Here is a 20,279-nt window from a genome sequence, read left to right on the forward strand (position 1 = left end):
CGACGACCCGGTCGGTGAGGCCGAGCTCCGTCAGCAGCGCGCGCACGTGGCCGCCCCTGGTCGCGAAGCTCTCGGCGCCCGCGTCGACCACTACCCCGCCGAGGTCGGCCCGGCGGATCGCCCCGCCGACGGCCTCCGTCTCTTCGAGCATGGTGACCCGCATGCCGACCTTCGCGCACTCGCGAGCGGCGATCAGGCCCCCGATGCCTCCGCCGATCACCACGACATGCGTGTCGGCGGCGCGGGCGGCGAGAGCGGCGGGTTCGTGGGCGGGGTCGGCGGTCATACCGTCGATTCTCCCATCGCGACGATCAGGCCTCGACGGGCGCGGCGCTCCCGCGGCCGCGCTTGCGCACCTCGCGGAGCACGATCTGCTCGGGGCAGACGGTCGAGAGGAAGTCGCCGACCGAGAGGGCCAGCCGCTCGCCGACCAGCGAGTAGAGGATGCGGTTGGCGTCGCGCCGCTCGGTCACGAGACCCGCCTGGCGGAGAACGCTCAGGTGTCGGGAGATCGTCGGGCCGCTGGCGGAGAACCTCGACGCGATCTCACCGGCTGCGAGCTCGCCATCCTTGAGGTCCTGCAGGATCTGCCGACGGGTGGGGTGCGCGAGGGCGGCGAAGATGTCTGACGCGCTGTCTGCCATGTTTGCAATATAGCACTCCTGCTAGATACTATTTAGCCGAGTAGCTCACAAGCGAGGGAGCGCAGCATGAGGGTGGCGATCACGGGCGGCAGCGGATTCGTCGGACGGAACCTGGCCGCACGCCTCGACGATGCGGTGGTGATCTCGCGTCGCAGCGGCGTCGACATCACCGACGTCGACGCACTCGCCGCCGCGTTCGAGGGCTGCGACGCGGTGGCGCACTGCGCCGGGATCAACCGCGAGATCGGCGATCAGACGTTCCGGCGCGTGCACGTCGACGGCACCGCGGCGGTGGTCGAGGCCGCTCGATGCGCCGGGGTCCGGCGCATCGTCCTGGTGAGCTTCCTGTGCGCTCGACCCGACTGCGGCTCCGGTTATCACGAGTCGAAGTGGGAGGCGGAGGAGATCGTCCGTCGTTCCGGCATCCCGCACACCATCCTCAAGGCCGGGATGATCTACGGTCCCGGCGATCACATGGTCGACCATGTCACCCGGGCCGTGCGGACACTGCCCCTGTTCTGGACCGTCGGCTACCGCGAGCGCACCGCCCGACCCGTCCCGATCGACGACGCGGTCGACGTGCTGGTCGCGGCCCTCGAGGGCCGCATCCCCGAACCGACGGTCGCCGTGATGGGGGTCGACGAGGTCACCCTCGGCGAGGCCATCCGCCGGATCGCCCGCGTCGCCGGACGCCGTCCTGCGTTCCTCCCGGTGCCGACGTGGATCGTGCGCATGCTCGCTCAGGTCACCGAGTGGACGATGGTGGTGCCGCTGGTCGCGAAGGCCCAGGCGCGCATGCTGGCCGAGGGCGTGAGCGAGCCCGCTCCCCCGGCGCCCGAGGTGCCGCTCGAGATCCGCCCCTCGCGCCCGTTCAGTGACGAGCGCATCCGCGCGGCACTCCCCGACGGACGGTTCGGCCTCTCCGATCTGCGGCTCGCGCGACGGATTCAGCGCTCGGCGTGGACGAGTTCGACGATGCGGGTGAGCTGATCGGGATCGGTCTCCGGCGGCACGCCGTGACCGAGGTTGACGATGTGGGCGCGCGCCGCGCGGCCGCGTGCGAGCACGTCGCGCACGTGCGCCTCCAGCACTGGCCAGGGCGCCGAGAGCAGCGCGGGATCGATGTTGCCCTGCAGGGTCACGTCGGGACCGACGATCGCCGCGGCCTCGTCGAGCGGCTGGCGCCAGTCGACTCCGACACCGTCGGCCACGCCGTCGAGGCGCATGTCGGCCAGGAACGGACCGGTGCCGACACCGAAATGGATCGACGGGATGCCGATGCCCTCCAGCGCCGCGTGCGAGTGGGGTGCGACGAACGCCCGGTAGTCGGCCGGGCTCAGCGAGCCCGCCCAGCTGTCGAAGAGCTGCACGACGGATGCTCCGGCGTCACGCTGCGTCTCGAGGAACCGCCGCGAGACGCGGGCGAGCCAGCCGGCGAGACGGTTCCACGAGTCGGGGTCGGCGTGCATCATTGCTCGGGCGCGCAGATGCTCCTTCGACGGGCCGCCCTCGACGAGGTACGCGGCCAGCGTGAACGGTGCACCGGCGAACCCGATGAGCGGGGTGTCTCCGAGCTCGGCGGTGACGAGACGGACCGCCTCGGCGATGGCCGTGCCGTCGAGCGAATCGGGGTCGATGGCGGTGATCCGCTCGACATCGGATGCTGTGCGCACCGGGTTCGCGAACACCGGTCCGCGCCCCGGCTCGATCTCCACATCGACACCGGCGAGCCGCAGCGGGATGACGATGTCGCTGAAGAACACCGCGGCGTCGACGCCGTGACGGCGCACCGGCTGCAGGGTGATCTCGGCCGCGAGGTCCGGAGTGAGGCAGGCGTCGAGCATCCGCGTGCCGACGCGCAGCTCGCGGTACTCGGGCAGTGACCTGCCGGCCTGACGCATGAACCACACCGGGGTGCGATCGGGGCGGATGCCGGCGAGGGCGCGCAGCAGCGGAGCGTCGGAGAGGGCCATGCCTCCATCCTCCCATCCGGTCGTGATGAGCGCGCGGAGACGGCGCCCCGCCGAGGCGGGTAGAATCGTGGGGTGCTGCTGTGTGTCACGGCGAGTCACAAGACCGCCTCCTTCGAATTGCTCGAACGCCTGAGCCGCACCCCCGACGACGTCGCTTCCACGCTCGTGGACATGACGCCGTGCGTGCAGGGTGCGGTCGTTCTGGCGACCTGCAACCGCTTCGAGGCCTACGTCGAGATGGACGAGCCCGTCACCGCCGCCGGCGCCATCGGGGTCGAAGCCGTGATCGAGGCCGTCGAGGCCACCACCGGTGTGGCCGCCGCGGAGTTCGACGGCGCGTACACCGTGCACTCGGGCCGCCGTGTCGCCGAGCACCTGTTCTCGGTCGCGTCCGGTCTGGAATCCGTCGTGTCCGGCGAAGGCGAGATCGCGGGCCAGGTGCGCCGCGCTCTGAAGACGGCCCGCAAGGACGGCACGACCTCCCCCGAGCTCGAGCGGCTCTTCCAGCGCGCGAGCCAGGCGCAGCGCAAGGTCAAGAACGTCACGGCCCTCGGTCGCGCCGGCCGCTCGCTGGTGCGTCTGGCCCTGGAGCTCGCCGACAGCCGCATCGCCGACTGGTCCGCGGAGCGTGTGCTGCTCGTCGGCACGGGCGCCTACGCCGCCGTCACCCTCGCCACCCTGCGCGAGCGCGGTGCCGTCGACATCTCCGTCTACTCCCCTTCGGGCCGCGCCGAGGTGTTCGCCGCGAAGCACGGCATCCGTCCGATCAGCGCGGCCGAGTACGCGCGCACCGCCGCGCACTCCAGCCTGCTCATCACCTGCACGACCGCGACCGAGCCCGTGCTCGGACCGGAGCACCTGCAGCACCCCGTCGGCGTCGCCGCCGTCGGATGCCCGGTTCCCTCGGCCGGCTCGGGATCGCACGCCCAGCAGCTCGTCGTCGACCTCGGCATGCCGCGCAACGTCGACCCGGCCGTCGGCGCTCTCGACGGCGTCGCCCTGCTCGACCTCGAGACGATCCGCTTGCACGCCCCGCTCGAAGAGCTGCAGGCGACGGATGCGGCGCGCAGCGTCGTGCGCGAGGCCGCCGACACGTTCCACGTGGTGGGCGCCCGGCAGAGCGTGACCCCCTCGGTGGTCGCGCTGCGCACGCACATCTTCACGCTGCTCGAATCCGAGATCGCCCGCGCCCGCGCCCGAGGCGACGAAGACGGCCGCGTCGAGCAGGCCCTCCGTCACCTTTCGGGAGTGCTGCTGCACACTCCGACGACGCGCGCGCATGAGCTCGCCGCCGCCGGTCGCGCCGACGAGTTCGCTGCTGCCCTCGGCACGCTCTACGGCATCGTGCCCGCGGCGGAGGCGAACGAACCCGGTACCCAGTCCTCGATCGCGTAACGCCCTCCCCGGTGGGAGACTTGAGGCATGGCCCTTCACATCACCGGAGACACCGCCGCCGACGAGCTGCTCACCGAGAACCCGCTGGCTCTGCTGGTCGGGATGCTGCTGGATCAGCAGGTCCCGATGGAGACCGCGTTCGCCGGCCCGCTCAAGATCGAGCAGCGCACGGGAGCGACGGATGCCGCCGCGATCGCGAGCATGGCCCCGGACGAGTTCCTCGAGGCCTTCAAACAGACACCCGCCGTGCACCGCTTCCCCGGATCGATGGCCACGCGCGTGCAGACGCTGTGCCAGACGCTCGTCGACGACTGGGGCGGGGACGCCAGCGCGCTCTGGACCCAGGGGGATCCGGACGGCGCCGAGGTGCTGAAGCGCCTGAAGACGCTCCCCGGCTTCGGCGAGCAGAAGGCGAAGATCTTCCTCGCCCTCCTCGGCAAGCAGTACGGCTTCACGGGCGCGGGCTGGCGCGAGGCCGCCGGCGCCTACGGTGACGAGGGATCGTTCCGCAGCGTGGCCGACATCGTCTCCCCCGAATCGCTGACGAAGGTCCGCGAGCACAAGAAGGCGATGAAGGCCGCCGCGAAGCAGCCGAAGGCCTGACAGCAACGGCGTGGATCAGAAATGCCGCTCACGACGTCGTGTGAGCGGCATTTCTGATCCACGCGGACTCAGCGATTCGTTCAGCGCAGTCCGGCGAAGAACGTGCGGATGTCGCCGGCGACGAGGTCCGGACGCTCGAGGGCCGCGAAGTGCCCGCCCTCGTCGAAGCGGCTCCAGTGCACGATGTTCGAGTTGTCGCGGTCGGCGAACACCCGGATCGTCTGGAAGTCGTCCTTGAACACCGCGACTCCGGTCGGGGCGGCGTTGATCTGCGGAGCCGCGTCCTCCCCGGCATCCGCCCGGGCGTTCTCGAGGTAGCTGCGGCTCATTCCGGATGCCGCGTTGGCGAACCAGTTCACGCTGACTTCGAGCAGGATCTGCTCGAGCGTGACGAGCGAGGTGCCGTTGCCGAACGAGTTAAACAGCTCGCTGTAAGCGAGGAGTCGGATCGGCGAGTCGCTGATGCCGACCGAGACCGTCTGCGGGCGCGAGGAGTTCATCGTGTTGTAGCCGCCGACCGACTGGAACCACTGCATGTGCTCGAGGCCGGCGTAGTCCTGCGGCTCGAGCCGCTCGAACTCGGACGGGTCGCCCGACGGGAACGAGAACAGCTGCAGCACGTGCAGGCCGAGGAAGCCGTCCGGGTTCAGGAGCCCGAGCTCGCGGGCGACCATGGCGCCGTTGTCGGATCCGTGGATGCCGTAGCTGTCGTAGCCCAGGCCGCGCATGAGCTGGTCGTAGGCCGCGGCGACCTTGGCCGTGTTCCAGCCCGCGGACGAGAGCGGCTGCGAGAACCCGTAGCCGGGGGCATCCGGGATCACCACGTCGAACGCGTCTTCGGCGCGGCCGCCGTGCGCCACCGGGTCGACGAGCCGGTCGATCACGTCGAGGTAGTCGACGGCCGAGCCCGGGTAGGTGTGGGCGAGCAGCAGCGGCGTCGCGCCCTCCTCCGCGGAGCGGACGTGGATGAAGTGGATCGTCTGTCCGTCGATCTCGGTCGTGAAGTGCGGGACCGCGTTGATCCGGTCCTGAGCAGCGGCCCAATCGAACGAGCGCCAGGCCTCGACGGCCTCGCGGAGGTAGGAGTTGGGGGTGCCGGCATCCCAGTCGTCCGTCGGCGACGGCTGCGGCAGGCGGGTGCGGGCGAGGCGATCCTGGAGATCGGCGACCTCGGCGTCGGAGACCGAGACGGTGAAGGGGCGGATGCTGAGGGGAGCGGTTGTGTTGTTCATGTCTTCGACGATACGAGCCTATTAGGTAGGATACGTTCCTAATAAAAGCATTCATTCCGAGGAGTCGTCATGGCCGATCCGACCGCACGCCTGCTCGCTCTGCTCGCGCTCCTCCAGACCGGGCCGGAGCGCTCCGGACGCGACCTCGCCGAGCGCCTCGGGGTCTCGACGCGGACCATCCGGCACGATGTCGATCGGCTGCGCGAACTCGGCTATCCCGTCGATGCCGCGCGCGGAGCCATCGGCGGCTACCGGCTCGGCGCCGGCGGAAAGCTGCCGCCACTGCTCCTCGACGACGACGAGGCCGTCGCGGTCACGGTGGGGCTGCGTGCCGCAGCGGGAATCGCCGGCGTCGAGGAGTCCGGCGCCCGGGCCCTCGCCAAGCTCGAGCAGGTGCTGCCGTCGCACCTGCGTCCCGTGGTCGACGCCCTGAAGTCGACCATCGACCGCGCCCCCGAGAACAACGACACCGACGCTCCCGATCCCGAGGTCGACGCGACCGTGCTGCGCGAGATCGCCGGCGCGATCCGCAACGAGGAGTGGCTGCGGTTCGACTACCAGGACTCGCCCGTGCTCGTGGAGCCGTACCGGCTGCTGACCTGGCACCGACGCTGGTACCTCGTCGGTCGCGATCCGCAGACCGGCGACTGGCACACCTACCGCGTGGATTGGATGGAACTGCGGATGCCGACGCGACGCCGCTTCGAACCGCAGCCGCTTCCCGGTGGGGACTACACCGCGTTCATGATGCGCACGATCGCCGAGAGCGGATGGAAGGTGCACGCGCGTCTGCTCATCGACGCGCCCACGCAGCAGGTGCTCGACCGCATCCATCCCGCGGTGGGTGCGGTCGAGCCGATCGACGAGAACCACTGCGTGCTGGTGACCGGGGCCGACAGCCTCGACACGGTCGCCGCCTACATCGGGATGCTGATGATGGACTTCACCGTCGAATCCCCGCCCGAACTCATTCCCCGACTGCAGGTGCTGTCGGAGCGCTATGCGCGAGCGGTCGCGGGGTCGGCCCGCTCCTGAGCGCTCAGCGGAGCACCTCGACCAGCGCAACCCAGGACACGATGATCGCCGACACGATCGCCAGCAGACATCCGGCCGCGCCGAGGTACAGACCGGCCGGGTGCCCGGCCAAGACCAGCACACCGGCGACGAGGTAGGCGACGATCGGCAGGAATCCGACGAGGTACTTCAGCGGGCGTGCCCGATCGGCGGGGTCCGGATCCGTGGCGATGAGCCGCGTCGCATGCACCTGGAAGACCGAAGCCAGGAGGGTGACCAGAATCGTCAGGGTGCCGAACCAGGCCGCGTCGATCTCGGGCACGAGCCCGAGCGCCGAGACGGTGAGAGCCAGGACCAGCGCCGCGATCCCGGCCAGCAATCGGGCCGTGAGCGTGCGCGATTTGATGATCTCGCCGATGTTCACGCTGGAGGCGACGATCACGAGGCCGACCAGAGCGGCGGTGGCCCCCGCCATGGCGACGTTGAACTCGCTCCACTCCGCGATCATGCCGTCAGCATAGCGGCGACGGCATCCCGCCGACCCGGTGCTTTCGACGCGAACCGGCCCCCTGTAAACGCTCGCAGGGGGCCGGTTCGTACGTAGGGGGGCGGCTCGGCAAGATCCGGGTCAGGCCCCCCGGAGACGCTCCGCCAGGTACGCGTGCAGCTCGTCGATCGAGACACGCTCCTGCGCCATCGTGTCGCGGTCGCGCACGGTGACAGCGTGGTCGTCGAGCGAGTCGAAGTCGACCGTGACGCAGAACGGGGTGCCGATCTCGTCCTGGCGACGGTATCGACGACCGATCGCGCCGGCGTCGTCGAAGTCGACGGCCCACGAGCTGCGCAGCGTGTCGGCCACCTCGCGGGCGAGAGGCGACAGCCGCTCGTTGCGCGAGAGCGGCAGCACCGCGGCCTTGACCGGAGCGATACGCGGGTCGAGCTTGAGCACGGTGCGCACGTCGGTGCCGCCCTTGGCGTTCGGCACCTCCTCCTCGCGGTACGCGTCGACGAGGAAGGCCATCATGGCGCGGGTGAGACCGAACGACGGCTCGATCACGTACGGGGTGTAGCGCTCGCCCGTGGCCTGGTCGAAGTACGTCAGGCTCTGACCCGAGGCCTCGCTGTGGCTGGACAGGTCGTAGTCGGTGCGGTTCGCGACGCCCATGAGCTCGCCCCACTCCTTGCCCGCGAAGCCGAACTTGTACTCGACGTCGATGGTGCCGGCGGAGTAGTGCGCGCGGTCGTCTTCCGGCACGTCGAACTGGCGCATGTTCGCGGGGTCGATGCCGAGATCGATGAACCAGTTCCAGCAGGCCTCCACCCAGTGGTCGAACCACTGCTGCGCCTCGGCGGGCGGGGTGAAGAACTCGATCTCCATCTGCTCGAACTCGCGGGTGCGGAAGATGAAGTTGCCGGGGGTGATCTCGTTGCGGAACGCCTTGCCGACCTGGCCGATGCCGAACGGCGGCTTCTTTCGGCTGGCGGTGAGCACGTTCGAGAAGTTCACGAAGATGCCCTGCGCGGTCTCGGGTCGCAGGTAGTACAGGCCGGACTCGTCGTCGACGACGCCGAGGTAGGTCTTCACCAGGCCGGAGAAGGCCTTGGGCTCGGTGTACTGGCCCTTCGTGCCGCAGTTGGGGCAGGGGATGTCGGCGAGACCGTTCTCGGCCTTGCGGCCCTTGCGCGCCTCGAAGTCCTCGATGAGGTTGTCGGCCCGGAAGCGCTTGTGGCACTGCAGGCACTCGACCAGCGGGTCGGTGAAGGTGGCGACGTGGCCCGACGCCTCCCACACGCGCTTGGGCAGGATGATGCTCGAGTCGAGGCCGACCATGTCGCCCCGGCCGCGCACGAACGTCTGCCACCACTGCCGACGGATGTTCTCCTTGAGCTCGGTACCGAGGGGGCCGTAGTCCCATGCCGACCGCGAACCGCCGTAGATCTCACCGGCCTGGAACACGAACCCGCGGTGGCGGGCGAGGGCGATGACCTTGTCGAGGCGGGACTGTTCGGCCATGGTGGCTCCAATGGTCGGATGCGGGAGAACCCGTGAGCACGGGCACTCTCATTCTATCCGCGGTGCCGCTGGGTCCCTGAGCCTGTCGAAGAGTACGGTCGTGGCATGAGCGCAGCGCAGCCGGCCCCCCGCATCCGCGACGAGGACACCCGCTTCTTCGGACACCCCTGGTCGCTGGTCCACATCTTCGGCGTGGAGATGTGGGAGCGGTTCAGCTTCTACGGCATGCAGGGCATCCTGCTCATCTACCTGTACTACTCGGCGACGCAGGGCGGCCTCGGCATCCCCGAGGCGGTCGCCGGCGGCATCGTGGGCGCCTACGGCGGGTCCGTCTACCTCGCCACGATCCTGGGCGCCTGGCTCGCCGACCGGCTCTTCGGATCGGAGCGGGTGCTGTTCTTCAGTGCCATCGTGATCGTCGCCGGCCATATCGCTCTCGCACTGATTCCCGGCGTGCTCGGCGTCGGCGTCGGACTGGTTCTCGTCGCTCTCGGGTCCGGCGGACTCAAGGCCAACGCGACGTCGGTCGTCGGAACCCTCTACGCCCCGGACGACACGCGTCGCGACGGCGGGTTCTCTCTCTTCTACCTCGGCATCAACCTCGGCGCCTTCCTCGGACCGATCCTCACCGGCATCCTGCAGTCGACCCTCGGCTTCCATTGGGGCTTCGGACTCGCAGCGGTCGGCATGGCCCTCGGCCTGGTGCAGTACTCGTTCGGCCGACGATCGCTTCCCGCCGCCGCCCGCGCCGTTCCCAACCCGCTGCCGGCGTCCCGCTACCGTCTCGTCGTGATCATCGCGATCGCCGCCGTCGCACTGATCGCCGTGCTCGTCCTCATCGGGGTCATCCGCGCGGACAACCTCGCCGTCATCGTCATCGCGGTCACGGTCGTCGCCGCGATCGCCTACTTCGCGGTGATCCTCCGCAGCCCGCGGATCGACGCGACCGAGCGCTCACGCGTCTGGGCGTTCGTGCCGCTGTTCATCACGAGCGTCGCGTTCTGGTCGCTGTACCAGCAGCAGTTCACGGTGCTGACGATCTACTCCGACAAGCGCCTGGACCGCTCGCTCTTCGGCTGGGAGATGCCGGTCTCGTGGGTGCAGTCGATCAACCCGGTCTTCATCATCATCCTGTCGGGCGTCTTCGCCGCCCTCTGGACGAAACTCGGCAAGCGTCAGCCCTCCACCCCGGTGAAGTTCGGCCTCGCCGCGATCATCATGGGATCCGCATTCCTGCTGTTCCTCCCGTTCTCGGGCGGCGGCGAGAACACCACGCCGGTGCTGGCGATCGTGGGCATCCTGTTCGTGTTCACCGTCGCCGAGCTGCTGCTGTCGCCCGTCGGCCTGTCGGCGAGCACGAAGCTCGCTCCGGCCGTGTTCCAGACGCAGATGGTGGCGCTGTTCTTCCTGTCGGTCGCTCTGGGCACCGCGATCTCGGGGCAGCTCGTCGCCTTCTACGACCCCGAGAACGAGGTGCCGTTCTTCTCGATCCTCGGCGCCATCGCGATCGTCGTCGGGATCGGTCTGCTGCTGGCTGTGAAGCCGGTACTGAAGCTCATGCGCGGTGTGCGCTGAGAGCAGCTCCTACGCCGTGAAGAGGTAGCCCCGCTCGACGTCGAAGCCGGCGATGCGGAGGCCGCGTCCGAGCAGTTCCTCCATCTCCCCGCGCAGGCGGGTGCGCCATTCGTGAGAGGCGGCCGGGTCGGTCTCACGCAGGGACTCGATGTCGGCCGGGATCTCGAGGGTCTCGACGACCGTGTCGGATGCCGGGGGCTTCGCGATGTCCGCGAGCGCCCACTCGACGTCGAGCCGGTCGCTCTCGTCGCCCGCGTCGCCGCCGCCGAAGATGCCGTAGCGGTTCACCGAGTACCCGGTCGCGCGGGCTCCCAGCACCGTGAAGAAGAAGTGCGCGTTGCGGGCCACGAGCGGGTCGAACGTCCAGGTGATGCGGCCGACGTCGCGCGAGAACGCCCACTGGCGCTGGTGCTCCTTGAGCTCGCGACCCCAGCCGCGACCGCGGAACTCGGGCAGCAGCGCGGTGATGTGCGAGTGCATCGCGCGCCGGGCCGGTTCGCCGAAGAAGGCGATCGACGCGCCGACCATGCGCTCGTCGTCGCCCTCGCCGTCGAAGAAGCCGACGACGTAGTTGCCCGACTGCTGCAGGGCGCGCAGGGTGCCGGCATCCACCACGCGCTGCGGACCCCGGATGGAGTCGAGCAGGCCCTGCGCGTCGAGGATGAGTTCAACGGTGTCGAGATCGCGGATGGTTCGCACGAACCCAGTCTGCCCCTCCTCGGCCCGTTCGAGGAATCGGACCCGCGATCATCGGTAGGGGAATGCCTCCCCGCCACCCGCGGCGAGCGCCTCGGCGACGATGCGCAGGTGCTCCTGAGCCATCTCCTGCGGCAGGGGAGGAAGGATCTCGTCCCAGAATGCGAGCACGGCTCCTCGACCCTGCATCATGCCCGCAGGACGACCCATCGCCCACATGTGCATGTGCGCCGAACCGTCGTTCCAGCGGCCGAAGTGACAGCGGGCGACGCCCGGGACGCTCTTGACCGCCTGCGACACCCGCTGCATGAGCGGCCCCAGTGGTGCGAGCACCTCGGTCGGAGCGTTCTCGAGCAGCCAATGGTCTCGCGGTGCCACCCCGCCGATGAACGGCAGCCCGCCGACGTCCCACCCCGCTCTCACCTGCCAGAGATCGTCGTGCCAGATCGTGTGCTCGCTCGGACCGCAGTGCCCGCATTCCCGCGGGTCGAGCTCGCCCCCGCGCGGCTTCTCGGGCACGAGCATCGGCTCGAGAGGCCGCATGGTGATCTGCTCGAACGCCCACGGCAATCCGTCCGTGATGGCGGAGGCGTCCAGCGCCTCGCCGATCGGGAGGCGGCGGTGGAAGTCGGTGTCTGCGGGATGCTGTTCGAAGGGGGCCTCGTCGCTCATGCCCCCATGGAATCACGCAGCGCATCCCGATCGAGCTGCGACACCGAGGTCAGGCCCGCCAGGCCGAGTGTGATGTCGAGCTCGGCGAGCACGTTCCGGATGACCTCGCGCACACCGGTCTCGCCCGCGATCCCGAGGCCGTACGCGTACGGTCGGCCGAGGGCGACGATCGTGGCGCCGAGTGCGAGGGCGATCACGGCATCCGCCCCACCCCGCACGCCGGAGTCGAAGATGATCGGCACCCGCCCGGCCACGCGCTCGGCGATCTCGGGGAGCACGGCGAGGGTGGGCACGGACTGGTCGATCTGGCGACCGCCGTGGTTCGAGATCCAGATGCCGTCGATTCCCGCGTCCAGGGCGCTCTGCGCGTCGTCGGGGTGCACGATCCCCTTGAGGATGATCGGCAGGCTCGTCCATTCGCGCGCCTTCGCCAGGTCGCCCCAGGTGAGAGCCGGGGTGGAGAACACGTCGAGGAAGGTCTCGACCGCCGCACGCGGCAGCGGCGAGCGCAGGTTGTCGCGCAGCGAGCCTCCTCCCGTGAGCGGGGCTCCCTTGCGGGCGATCGTGAGAGCCGCCGCCACCGCCTTCGGCGTGACCTTGACGGCCGCGGCATCCGCCTTGGGGGCCGACGCCCGCTCGCGCACGAGCTGCTGGAAGACCGGGTCGCTCGTGTACTGCGCGATCCCCCTGCCTCGCGTGAACGGCAGATACGCGAGATCGAGGTCGCGGGTGCGCCAGCCGAGCAGATGCGTGTCGAGCGTGACCACGATCGCCTCGCAGCCGGATGCCTCGGCGCGGGCGACCAGCGAGCGATTCAGCTCGTCGGACGCCGACCAGTACAGCTGGAACAGGCGGGAGCCGTGCGGCGCGGCATCCGCCACCTGCTCCATCGGGAACGAGGCCTGGTTCGACAGCGTGTACGGCACGCCGACGGATGCCGCCGCTCTCGCCACCGCGAGATCGGCCTCGGCGTGCGCCATCTCCATCACCCCGAGCGGGGCGAGGATGAGGGGCGAAGGGCGCCTCTTCCCGAGGAAGTCCACGCCCAGGTCGCGCTCGGACACGTCGCGCAGGGGCCGCGGCCACACCTGCCAGCGCCCGAACGCGGCGCGATTCGCGGCCATGGTGCGCTCGGCCCCCGCACCTCCCGCGATGTACGCGAAGGCCTCGGCGCTCAGCGCCTTGCGCGCCTGGGACTTCAAGGCGGCGGAGGCGACCGGCACGGCGGGCTTCGTCCCGCTGATGCCGGCGCGGTAGATGTCGGACTGGGTGCGCCGGGAGATGCCGCGGCTGGCGGCGGGATCGTCCGGAGCGACGCTGCTCGTGACCATGTCCACATGTTAGTCAGGGCCGATCGGCCCTCGGGTGTCGGAGGCGCCGATAGCCTGGGTCGGTGGGTGCGAACGAGGACAGGGCCAGAAAGCGTCTCTCGAGAACCCCGCCGAAATGGGCGATCGTGGCCGTCCTCGCCTTCGCCGGGCTCTGCTCGTCGTTCATGTTCACGCTGGTCGTGCCGCTGCAGGCCGAGCTGCCGCAGCTGCTGAACGCCTCCCGCGAGGACACGACCTGGGTCGTCACGATCACGCTGCTGGTCGCCGCCGTCGCGACCCCGATCTCGGGCCGCCTGGGCGACATGTACGGCAAGCGGCGCGTGGTGATCGTGCTGCTGGCCCTGCTGATCGCCGGCTCGCTCGTCGCCGCCCTGTCGGGATCGATCGTCGGCGTCATCATCGGCCGCGCGCTGCAGGGCGCCGTCACCGGCGTGGTCCCGCTCGGCATCGCCATCATGCGCGATGTACTGCCGCCGGAGCGACTCGGAACCGCCGTCGCACTGATGAGCGCCACCATGGGCGTCGGCGGTGCGATCGGGCTCCCGGTCGCCGCGCTGCTCGCCGAGCACGCCGACTGGCACATGCTCTTCTGGCTCGCCGCCGTGCTCGGTGTCGCGGGCCTCCTCCTCGTGCTGGCGGTCGTCCCCGAGGATGTGCTGCGCTTCCCCGGTCGCCTCGATGTGCTCGGCGCCATCGGACTCGCGATCGGCCTCACCGGCATCCTGCTCTTCGTCTCCCGCGGTGCGGAATGGGGCTGGACCGCGCCCCTCACCCTCACCTGCATCATCGGCGGGGTCGTCGTGCTGCTGATCTGGGGCTGGTACCAGCTGCGCACGAAGGATCCGCTGCTCGACCTGCGTGTCGCCGCACGGCCCGCCGTGCTCTTCACGAACATCGCGGCGATCGGCATGGGCTTCGCGCTCTTCGGCTCGAACATCACCTTCCCGCAGCTGCTCGAGATGCCCGTCGCGAGCTCGGGCTTCGGGCTCGACATGGTCGGCGCCTCGCTCGTCGTCATGCCGGCCGGGCTCGTGATGATGGTCATCTCACCGCTCTCCGGACGACTCGAGCGCACCGTCGGACCGCGCCCGCTGTTCACGATCGGCGCCACCGCGATCGTGCTCGCCTACCTCTTCGTGCTGCTCTGGTCGAGCGAGGTGTGGCACATCCTCGCCGCCAACATCCTCATCGGCGTGGGCATCGGATTCACCTTCGCCGCCATGCCGATGATCATCATGCGCTCCGTCCCGGCGAACGAGACCGGCGCCTCCAACGGGCTGAACGCGCTGTTCCGCTCGGTCGGCACCTCCAGCGCCTCGGCGGTCATGGGCGGCATCCTCGCGGCGATGAGCGTCGACGCCGGCGGCATCGCGATGCCCACGCGCGCCGCCTTCGACGTGTGCTTCTGGCTCGCGATCGCCGCGGGCATCATCGCCGTCGTGCTGTCGTTGTTCATCCCGCGCCAGCGCAGCGCGGAGCAGCATCCCTCACTGCCGGGCTGACCCCGCGACGGCTCAGACGCGGCGATAGGTGACGTGCGTCACGAGCGAGGTCGCGCGCACCGACGTGCGCTCCAGCTGCTGCGTCGGCACGCCGTCGAAGATCCGCTCCCCCGCACCGAGGATGCAGGGAGTAGTGCGAACACCCTCAGGGTATCTCGCGCGGGTCCGGGTCTCCATCGCGCGGAGGACGCAGCCGGTCGGGGATCGGCCAGGCGAGCACGAACCGCGCGGTGGCCGGACGCGTCATGTCGCCGAAGTCGTCGATCTTCACGACGATCCGCCCCGGAGCATCCTCCTCGTCGGGTGTGACCTCGAGGATGCGAACTCGCAGCGGGCGTTCCCCCTCGCCCTCCAGCATCCACGGATCGGCGAGCCAGGCGATGCCGTGCTCCTCGAGCGCCGCCTCGGCGTCGAGCCATTCCGTCGCACCGGATGCCGGGCGGCCGAGCACGTCGACAGCCACCCAGTCGTCGCCCTCGGGGTGGATCCAGCCGAGCAGCTCGCCGTCGTCGCGGCGGTGCGGAGTCCAGTCAGGTCGTGGCATCCCTCGATGCTAGCGAGACGGCGCAGGGTCAGTGCGTGTACTCCATGAGTTCCACCCCGAGCACGCGGAAGGCATCGTGCGCCCGCAGCCGATGGGTGATCGAGAGGTCGTCGAAGCAGACGATGAGCGAGTACGCGACGCCCGCGCGCGGGCCGGCGAGCACGCCCGCCTCGGCGCGGACGCCGCGATCGCGGCCGGTCTTGTTGATGAAGAGCAGGCCGTGCGCATCGTGATCGTGCGAGAACGGATCGAGACCCGTGGATGCCGCGACCAGGCTCAGATCCTGGTTGAGGCTGAGCCACTCCGAGACCTGCGCGCTCACGGCGGCGTCGACGACCTGCGAGTTCACGAGCGCGGAGAAGAGACCGGCGAGCTCCCGGGCGGAACCGACCGCGACCTGCGGGGCGTCATCGGGTCCGCGCTGGTCGCGGAAGCGGTCGAGCAGCGCGGTGCGACGCAGTCCGAGCGACTCGATGCGCTGGCGCACGCGATCGTGTCCGACCTTCTGCAGCAGCGCGTTCACCGCGATCGGGTCACCGGCGGTCGCCGCGAGCACCGCGAGGTCTTCGAGGGGCAGCGCCGGCGCGTGCAGGTTCCGCCACAGCCCGGACGTCTCCACCGCCTCGACGACGGACCGGTCGACGATCTCCAACGGATCCAGCGAGCCGTTCTCGAAGCCGGCGGCGACCTCGATCAGCAGCGGGACGACACCCAGTCCTGCGACCGGCATCGTGACGTGGTCATCGCCGGAGAGCACGTGCACATGACTGTCGAGGTCGACGACGTGCACCGAGACCTGTGCCCCGGCATCCGCCAGTTCCTCGAGCGAACGGAGGGTCGACGTGAACGAGCGGCGTCCGACGGCGGCCCGACGCGGAAGCCTTCTGCTGGCGCGCTGCGAGCGGCGTCCACCGGCCGGGGCCGATGCCGAGGAATTGCGGAACCCTTCGAAAGGCTCGGGAGCGCCCACGCGTGATCCTTAGGGGGGATGGGGATATTGCGGGTTGCCGAGAGGATGCGCTCCCCAGCGGCAGGGATATCGTAACCCCGCCGCCGGGGGATGCCTCACAGACTGCGGTGATTGGTCACCAGATGGTCACCCGGGACTCCCGCGGCAGCCACAGCGCATCGGCGTCGCTGACCTCGAACGCCTCATAGAACGCGTCGATGTTGCGCACGATCTGGTTGCAGCGGAACTCGTTCGGCGAGTGCGGGTCGATCGTCAGCAGCCGCAGGGTCTCCGCATCGCGGCTCTTCTGCTGCCAGACCTGCGCCCACGAGAGCAGCAGGCGCTGTACGCCGGTGTAGCCGTCGATCACCGGCGCCTCCGCCCCGCCCAGCGACAGCTCGTAGGCCCTGAGCGCGATGCCCAGGCCGCCGAGGTCGCCGATGTTCTCACCGATGGTCAGAGCGCCGTTGACGTGGTGAGCGGCGTCGAGCCCCTCGGGCACCAGTTCGTCGTACTGCGCGATCAGCGCCTTGGTGCGCTCCTCGAACGCCGCGCGATCGGCATCCGTCCACCAGTCCTCGAGGCGTCCGGAGCCGTCGTACCGGCTGCCCTGGTCGTCGAAGCCGTGACCGATCTCGTGGCCGATGACCGCGCCGATGCCGCCGTAGTTCGCCGCGGCATCGCGCTCGGCGTCGAAGAACGGGTACTGCAGGATCGCCGCCGGGAACACGATCTCGTTCATCGACGGGTTGTAGTACGCATTGACCATCTGCGGAGGCATGTGCCACTCGTCGCGATCGATCGGCTTCCCGACCTTGGCGACGGAACGGTCGTGCTCGAAGATCGCTGCACGCCGCACGTTGCCGAACAGGTCGTCGCGGTCGATCTCGAGCTTCGAGTAGTCGCGCCAGACGACCGGGTGACCGATCTTGGGCGTGAACGCATCGAGCTTCGCGAGGGCGCGCTCGCGCGTCTCGGCGGTCATCCACTCCAGCTCGGTGATGCTCTGGCGGTAGGCCTCGATGAGGTTGGCGACGAGCTCGTCCATGGCCGCCTTCGCCGTCGGCGGGTAGTGGCGCTCGACGTAGACCTTGCCGATCGCCTCGCTCAGCGCGCCCTCGGTCACCGACACGCCGCGCTTCCAACGCTCGCGGATGGTGGGGACGCCGGTGAGCTCAGTGCCGTAGAACGAGAAGTTCTCCTGCACGAAGTCGTCGGTCAGGTACGGCGCGGCCGCATGCACGGCGTGCGCGCGCAGCCAGGCCTTCCAGTCGTCGAGGCGCTCGGCGGTGAGGAGCGTTCCGAGACCCTCGAGGAAGCTGGGCTGCGAGACGACGGCCTCGTCGAAGGCCTCCGGGGACGCCGGGGCGACCGCGTCGCGCCACGGCGTCAGGTCGACGCCAGCGAGCTCCTGGATCTCGTCCCAGGTCTTCAGGTTGTAGGTGGCGACCGCGTCGCGGCTCTTCACGTTGTCCCAGTGATGCCCGGCCAGCTCGGTCTCGAGCGCGATCGCGCGGTCGGCCTGGGCGGCGGCATCCGCGAACCCGGCGAGCGCGAGCAGCCGCTCGAGGTGCGCGCGGTAGGCGGCGCGGGTCTCGGCGAACGTGTCGAGCCGGAAGTAGCTCTCGTCGGGGAGCGACAGTCCGCCTTGCAGGATGACCGGCACGTAGCGCTCGGGGTTGCCCGGGTCGCCGTCGACGTAGAAGCCGATCAGGTGCGCGCGACCGTCGCGGTCGTAGGTGCCGACCGTGCGCAGGAACGCAGGGATGTCGTCGATCGCGTCGATCTCGGCGAGGGTATCGGCCAGCGGCGTGGCCCCGGCGGCGTCGATGCGCGCGGTGTCCATGAAGCTCGCGAACAGGTCGCCGATCTTGCGGGCGAGGGTGCCGTCTTCGGCATCCTGCGATTCCTCGATGATCGTGCGGACGTCTTTCTCGGCCTGCTCGGCCAGGAGGTGGAATGATCCCCAGCGGGCCTTGTCGCCGGGGATCTCGGTGCGGGCGAGCCAGGCGCCGTTGACATGGCGGTACAGGTCGTCCTGCGGGCGGATGTCGGAGCTGAACTCATCAAGGGCGAGGCCCACGGGAAGAACGTCAGTCATGCGAACAGCCTATGACCCGCCTCCGTCATTCGGCCTTGCGAAGTCCCCAGCGACGGCGACGGCGGGGCTGCTCGGGAGCGGATGCCGTCGGCCGGGCCGCACGGCGCTCGCGCCAGGCCGCGACCGTCGCGTCGATGTCGCGCGGCGCCGTGACCACGGGCGGCCCGCCCTGGAGCTGACGGCGCGCTTCGATCACCCGTCGGTTGAAGTCCTCGAGCACCTCGCGCACATCGGATTCCCGTCCGAGGAGATCGAGCTGGTCGTCGAGCTCACGGTCCTCGTTGCGCAGCAGGATGGCGGGCGGGCCGAGTCCGGTGAGGTTCTCGGACTCGATCTTGCGGCGGATCCACCAGTCCGGGTCATTATGCGTGCCCAGACCCTCCAGCGGCTTCCCCGCCCCGGGCAGATCGTCGAAATCGCCGCGACGGATCGCGATTTGGATCGCGGCCTCGACGAAGGCCGCGCGATCGACGGCGGCTCCCGCCCCCGGAGCGATCCCCTCGTCGTCGTCTCCCGTCGCGCCCTGCTGCTGCGCCGCGCGGTACCGCGCCGCCGCTTCCCGTGGGTCCGTCATGATGCACCTCCGCCGCATCCGAGTTCCCTCCACCCTAAGCTCGAAGGATGACCGCGCGCCTCTCCCTCAATCGAGAGATCCTGCGCCTCGCCGTCCCCGCCCTGGGCGCGCTGATCGCGGAGCCGGCGTTCCTCATCGTCGACGCGGCTCTCGTCGGGCACCTCGGAACGACGCCCCTCGCCGGACTCGGCATCGCGAGCGCCGTGCTGCAGACGATCGTCGGGCTGATGGTGTTCCTCGCCTACTCGACCACGCCGGCCGTCGCGCGTCGCTTCGGCGCCGGCCAGCCCGGGGAGGCGGTGTCGGTGGGCGTGAACGGGATGTGGCTCGCCCTCGCGCTCGGCGCGGTGCTCGCGGCTGTCGGCACGGTGGCGTCGCCCTGGCTCGTCTCGCTGTTCGGAGCGGGCGACGCGGTCGCCGAGCAGGCGAACGCCTACCTCGTCATCTCGATGTGGGGCCTGCCGGCGATGCTGATCGTGTTCGCTGCGACCGGTCTGCTGCGCGGCATGCAGGACACCGTCACCCCTCTGTGGATCGCCGGGCTCGGGTTCGGCGCCAACGCGCTGCTCAACTGGCTCTTCATCTACGGATTCGGCTGGGGCATCGCCGGATCCGCCGCCGGCACCGTGACGGCGCAGTGGGGCATGGTCGCCGCGTACGTGCTCGTGGTGCGCCGGCTGGCCACACGGCACAGCGCGTCGCTCCGCGCCCAGCGCGCGGGGATGCGGAGCACCGCGACCTCCGGCGGCTGGCTGTTCCTGCGCACCGTGAGCCTGCGCGCCGCTCTGCTGGTCACGGTCGCCGTCGCCACGGGGATCGGCACAGAAGAGCTGGCGGGGTGGCAGATCGTCTTCACCATCTTCTCGACGGCGGCGTTCGCGCTCGATGCCCTCGCGATCGCGGCGCAGGCGCTGATCGGAAAGGAACTCGGCGCCGGCGACGAGGAGCAGGTGCATCGCGTGCTCGGGCGCACCGTGGCCTGGGGCGTGTGGTTCGGTGTCGCCGTCGGTGCGCTGATCGCCGCACTCTCGGGGGTGCTCGGGATCGTCTTCACCGGCGATCCCGGGATCGCCGCGCTCGTGCAGCCGACCCTGATCGTGCTGGCCGTCGCGCAGCCGATCGCCGGCGTCGTGTTCGTGCTCGACGGCGTGCTGATGGGGGCGAACGACGCACGCTACCTGGCGCTCGCGGGCGTTTTGAATCTGGTTCCGTTCCTGCCGGCGCTGTGGATCATCGCGGCCGTCGGAGTCGACGGAAGCATCGGACTCGTGTGGCTCGGCGTCGCCTTCTTCGGCGTGTACCTGCTGGCGCGACTCGCGACCCTCGGCTGGCGGGTGCGGTCGGGGCGCTGGCTCTCGGCGAGCGCCTAGCGCCCGCGGCTACGGCGACGTTTCGCGGAGCCGATGACGTTTCACGGAGAAATCCCCGATGATCCGTCCGCAAAACGTCGGGTGCTCCGC

Annotated in this window: 21 protein-coding genes; 7 read left to right on the plus strand and 14 right to left on the minus strand. The window is 70.0% G+C overall.

The features are described 5' to 3' along the window. Together DW306_RS20415 and DW306_RS20420 are read right to left on the minus strand one after the other, a co-directional pair. Window positions 1–286 (minus strand): NAD(P)-binding protein (locus DW306_RS20415; RefSeq protein ID WP_136057411.1); only part of this gene is annotated, 286 nt, incomplete at its 3' end. A gap of 25 nt (window positions 287–311) precedes the next feature. Next, on the minus strand, window positions 312–644 hold the full coding sequence (locus tag DW306_RS20420; RefSeq protein WP_136057412.1) for a metalloregulator ArsR/SmtB family transcription factor: 333 nt from the start codon (window positions 642–644) through the stop codon (window positions 312–314). A gap of 66 nt (window positions 645–710) precedes the next feature. Between DW306_RS20420 and DW306_RS20425 the strand changes: the two genes are divergently transcribed. Next, entirely contained in the window at window positions 711–1,634 is a 924-nt protein-coding gene (locus DW306_RS20425) for an NAD(P)H-binding protein (protein WP_136057413.1), read from the plus strand. On the opposite strand, the gene hemE is transcribed toward DW306_RS20425, so the two are convergent. After that, window positions 1,592–2,617 carry a uroporphyrinogen decarboxylase gene (hemE, locus tag DW306_RS20430; protein ID WP_136057414.1) on the minus strand — a complete coding sequence of 342 codons (1,026 nt, stop codon included), beginning with the start codon at window positions 2,615–2,617 and terminating at the stop codon, window positions 1,592–1,594. The genes DW306_RS20425 and hemE overlap by 43 nt on opposite strands. Before the next feature lie 72 nt (window positions 2,618–2,689). Here hemE and DW306_RS20435 point away from each other — a divergent pair, with 72 nt between their 5' ends. Both DW306_RS20435 and DW306_RS20440 read left to right on the plus strand, forming a co-directional pair. Continuing rightward, window positions 2,690–4,012, plus strand: a complete 1,323-nt coding sequence (locus DW306_RS20435) for a glutamyl-tRNA reductase (protein WP_136057415.1) — start codon at window positions 2,690–2,692, stop codon at window positions 4,010–4,012. Between the two features lie 27 nt (window positions 4,013–4,039). Continuing rightward, window positions 4,040–4,615, plus strand: coding sequence for an HhH-GPD-type base excision DNA repair protein (locus DW306_RS20440; protein ID WP_136057416.1), 576 nt, complete (start codon window positions 4,040–4,042; stop codon window positions 4,613–4,615). Between the two features lie 80 nt (window positions 4,616–4,695). On the opposite strand, the gene DW306_RS20445 is transcribed toward DW306_RS20440, so the two are convergent. After that, the gene (locus DW306_RS20445) at window positions 4,696–5,847 is read right to left on the minus strand and encodes an epoxide hydrolase family protein (protein ID WP_136057417.1); all 1,152 of its coding nucleotides are present in this window, start codon (window positions 5,845–5,847) and stop codon (window positions 4,696–4,698) included. Between the two features lie 69 nt (window positions 5,848–5,916). On the opposite strand from DW306_RS20445, the gene DW306_RS20450 reads away from it, so the two are divergent. Further along, window positions 5,917–6,882, plus strand: coding sequence for a WYL domain-containing protein (locus DW306_RS20450; protein WP_136057418.1), 966 nt, complete (start codon window positions 5,917–5,919; stop codon window positions 6,880–6,882). Between the two features lie 4 nt (window positions 6,883–6,886). Here DW306_RS20450 and DW306_RS20455 read toward each other — a convergent pair whose 3' ends face one another. Then, on the minus strand, window positions 6,887–7,369 hold the full coding sequence (locus tag DW306_RS20455; protein WP_136057419.1) for a hypothetical protein: 483 nt from the start codon (window positions 7,367–7,369) through the stop codon (window positions 6,887–6,889). A gap of 120 nt (window positions 7,370–7,489) precedes the next feature. Further along, complete coding sequence (locus DW306_RS20460) at window positions 7,490–8,875, minus strand: glycine--tRNA ligase (RefSeq protein ID WP_136057420.1); 1,386 nt, start codon at window positions 8,873–8,875, stop codon at window positions 7,490–7,492. 105 nt (window positions 8,876–8,980) lie between these two features. Here DW306_RS20460 and DW306_RS20465 point away from each other — a divergent pair, with 105 nt between their 5' ends. Beyond that, window positions 8,981–10,450 (plus strand): peptide MFS transporter, encoded by a 1,470-nt coding sequence (locus tag DW306_RS20465; protein WP_136057421.1) that lies wholly within the window; start codon window positions 8,981–8,983, stop codon window positions 10,448–10,450. Between the two features lie 9 nt (window positions 10,451–10,459). Here the strand turns inward: DW306_RS20465 and DW306_RS20470 are convergent, their stop codons facing one another. Genes DW306_RS20470 through DW306_RS20480 form a run of 3 tightly spaced genes read right to left on the minus strand, consistent with a single transcriptional unit; the run spans window position 10,460 to window position 13,149 of the window. Continuing rightward, entirely contained in the window at window positions 10,460–11,149 is a 690-nt protein-coding gene (locus DW306_RS20470) for a GNAT family N-acetyltransferase (protein ID WP_136057422.1), read from the minus strand. Between the two features lie 48 nt (window positions 11,150–11,197). Next, window positions 11,198–11,818 carry a hypothetical protein gene (locus tag DW306_RS20475; RefSeq protein WP_136057423.1) on the minus strand — a complete coding sequence of 207 codons (621 nt, stop codon included), beginning with the start codon at window positions 11,816–11,818 and terminating at the stop codon, window positions 11,198–11,200. Continuing rightward, the gene (locus DW306_RS20480; protein ID WP_136057424.1) at window positions 11,815–13,149 is read right to left on the minus strand and encodes an alpha-hydroxy-acid oxidizing protein; all 1,335 of its coding nucleotides are present in this window, start codon (window positions 13,147–13,149) and stop codon (window positions 11,815–11,817) included. Before DW306_RS20480 ends, DW306_RS20475 begins: the two co-directional genes overlap by 4 nt. Window positions 13,150–13,271: 122 nt before the next feature. On the opposite strand from DW306_RS20480, the gene DW306_RS20485 reads away from it, so the two are divergent. After that, a complete protein-coding gene (locus tag DW306_RS20485) occupies window positions 13,272–14,651 on the plus strand; it encodes an MFS transporter (RefSeq protein WP_275092162.1) in 1,380 nt (459 codons plus the stop codon). A 12-nt stretch (window positions 14,652–14,663) separates the two neighbouring features. On the opposite strand, the gene DW306_RS20490 is transcribed toward DW306_RS20485, so the two are convergent. From DW306_RS20490 to DW306_RS20510, 5 genes are all read right to left on the minus strand, one after another. After that, window positions 14,664–14,828 (minus strand): hypothetical protein, encoded by a 165-nt coding sequence (locus DW306_RS20490; protein WP_205814223.1) that lies wholly within the window; start codon window positions 14,826–14,828, stop codon window positions 14,664–14,666. After that, a complete protein-coding gene (locus DW306_RS20495; protein WP_136057426.1) occupies window positions 14,797–15,195 on the minus strand; it encodes a hypothetical protein in 399 nt (132 codons plus the stop codon). The genes DW306_RS20490 and DW306_RS20495 overlap by 32 nt, the downstream gene beginning before the upstream one ends. A 28-nt stretch (window positions 15,196–15,223) precedes the next feature. Then, entirely contained in the window at window positions 15,224–16,165 is a 942-nt protein-coding gene (locus DW306_RS20500) for a serine hydrolase (RefSeq protein ID WP_136057427.1), read from the minus strand. Between the two features lie 115 nt (window positions 16,166–16,280). After that, window positions 16,281–18,245, minus strand: a complete 1,965-nt coding sequence (locus DW306_RS20505; RefSeq protein WP_136057428.1) for a M13-type metalloendopeptidase — start codon at window positions 18,243–18,245, stop codon at window positions 16,281–16,283. A gap of 25 nt (window positions 18,246–18,270) precedes the next feature. Next, on the minus strand, window positions 18,271–18,819 hold the full coding sequence (locus tag DW306_RS20510; RefSeq protein WP_240747295.1) for a DUF1992 domain-containing protein: 549 nt from the start codon (window positions 18,817–18,819) through the stop codon (window positions 18,271–18,273). Between the two features lie 47 nt (window positions 18,820–18,866). Here DW306_RS20510 and DW306_RS20515 point away from each other — a divergent pair, with 47 nt between their 5' ends. Next, on the plus strand, window positions 18,867–20,189 hold the full coding sequence (locus tag DW306_RS20515) for an MATE family efflux transporter (protein ID WP_136057430.1): 1,323 nt from the start codon (window positions 18,867–18,869) through the stop codon (window positions 20,187–20,189). Window positions 20,190–20,279: the final 90 nt, after the last annotated feature.

It is taken from the genome of Microbacterium sp. K24 (assembly GCF_004794465.1).
Lineage (GTDB): Bacteria > Actinomycetota > Actinomycetes > Actinomycetales > Microbacteriaceae > Microbacterium.

What these genes read in the sequence shown, in the direction of transcription:
- DW306_RS20420 (WP_136057412.1), bottom strand. Translation starts at nt 644, where the DNA reads ATGGCAGACAGCGCGTCAGACATCTTCGCCGCCCTCGCGCACCCCACC.
- DW306_RS20425 (WP_136057413.1), top strand. Translation starts at nt 711, where the DNA reads ATGAGGGTGGCGATCACGGGCGGCAGCGGATTCGTCGGACGGAACCTG.
- hemE (WP_136057414.1), bottom strand. Translation starts at nt 2,617, where the DNA reads ATGGCCCTCTCCGACGCTCCGCTGCTGCGCGCCCTCGCCGGCATCCGC.
- DW306_RS20440 (WP_136057416.1), top strand. Translation starts at nt 4,040, where the DNA reads ATGGCCCTTCACATCACCGGAGACACCGCCGCCGACGAGCTGCTCACC.
- DW306_RS20445 (WP_136057417.1), bottom strand. Translation starts at nt 5,847, where the DNA reads ATGAACAACACAACCGCTCCCCTCAGCATCCGCCCCTTCACCGTCTCG.
- DW306_RS20450 (WP_136057418.1), top strand. Translation starts at nt 5,917, where the DNA reads ATGGCCGATCCGACCGCACGCCTGCTCGCTCTGCTCGCGCTCCTCCAG.
- DW306_RS20455 (WP_136057419.1), bottom strand. Translation starts at nt 7,369, where the DNA reads ATGATCGCGGAGTGGAGCGAGTTCAACGTCGCCATGGCGGGGGCCACC.
- DW306_RS20460 (WP_136057420.1), bottom strand. Translation starts at nt 8,875, where the DNA reads ATGGCCGAACAGTCCCGCCTCGACAAGGTCATCGCCCTCGCCCGCCAC.
- DW306_RS20465 (WP_136057421.1), top strand. Translation starts at nt 8,981, where the DNA reads ATGAGCGCAGCGCAGCCGGCCCCCCGCATCCGCGACGAGGACACCCGC.
- DW306_RS20475 (WP_136057423.1), bottom strand. Translation starts at nt 11,818, where the DNA reads ATGAGCGACGAGGCCCCCTTCGAACAGCATCCCGCAGACACCGACTTC.
- DW306_RS20480 (WP_136057424.1), bottom strand. Translation starts at nt 13,149, where the DNA reads ATGGTCACGAGCAGCGTCGCTCCGGACGATCCCGCCGCCAGCCGCGGC.
- DW306_RS20490 (WP_205814223.1), bottom strand. Translation starts at nt 14,828, where the DNA reads ATGGAGACCCGGACCCGCGCGAGATACCCTGAGGGTGTTCGCACTACT.
- DW306_RS20495 (WP_136057426.1), bottom strand. Translation starts at nt 15,195, where the DNA reads ATGCCACGACCTGACTGGACTCCGCACCGCCGCGACGACGGCGAGCTG.
- DW306_RS20505 (WP_136057428.1), bottom strand. Translation starts at nt 18,245, where the DNA reads ATGACTGACGTTCTTCCCGTGGGCCTCGCCCTTGATGAGTTCAGCTCC.
- DW306_RS20510 (WP_240747295.1), bottom strand. Translation starts at nt 18,819, where the DNA reads ATGACGGACCCACGGGAAGCGGCGGCGCGGTACCGCGCGGCGCAGCAG.
- DW306_RS20515 (WP_136057430.1), top strand. Translation starts at nt 18,867, where the DNA reads ATGACCGCGCGCCTCTCCCTCAATCGAGAGATCCTGCGCCTCGCCGTC.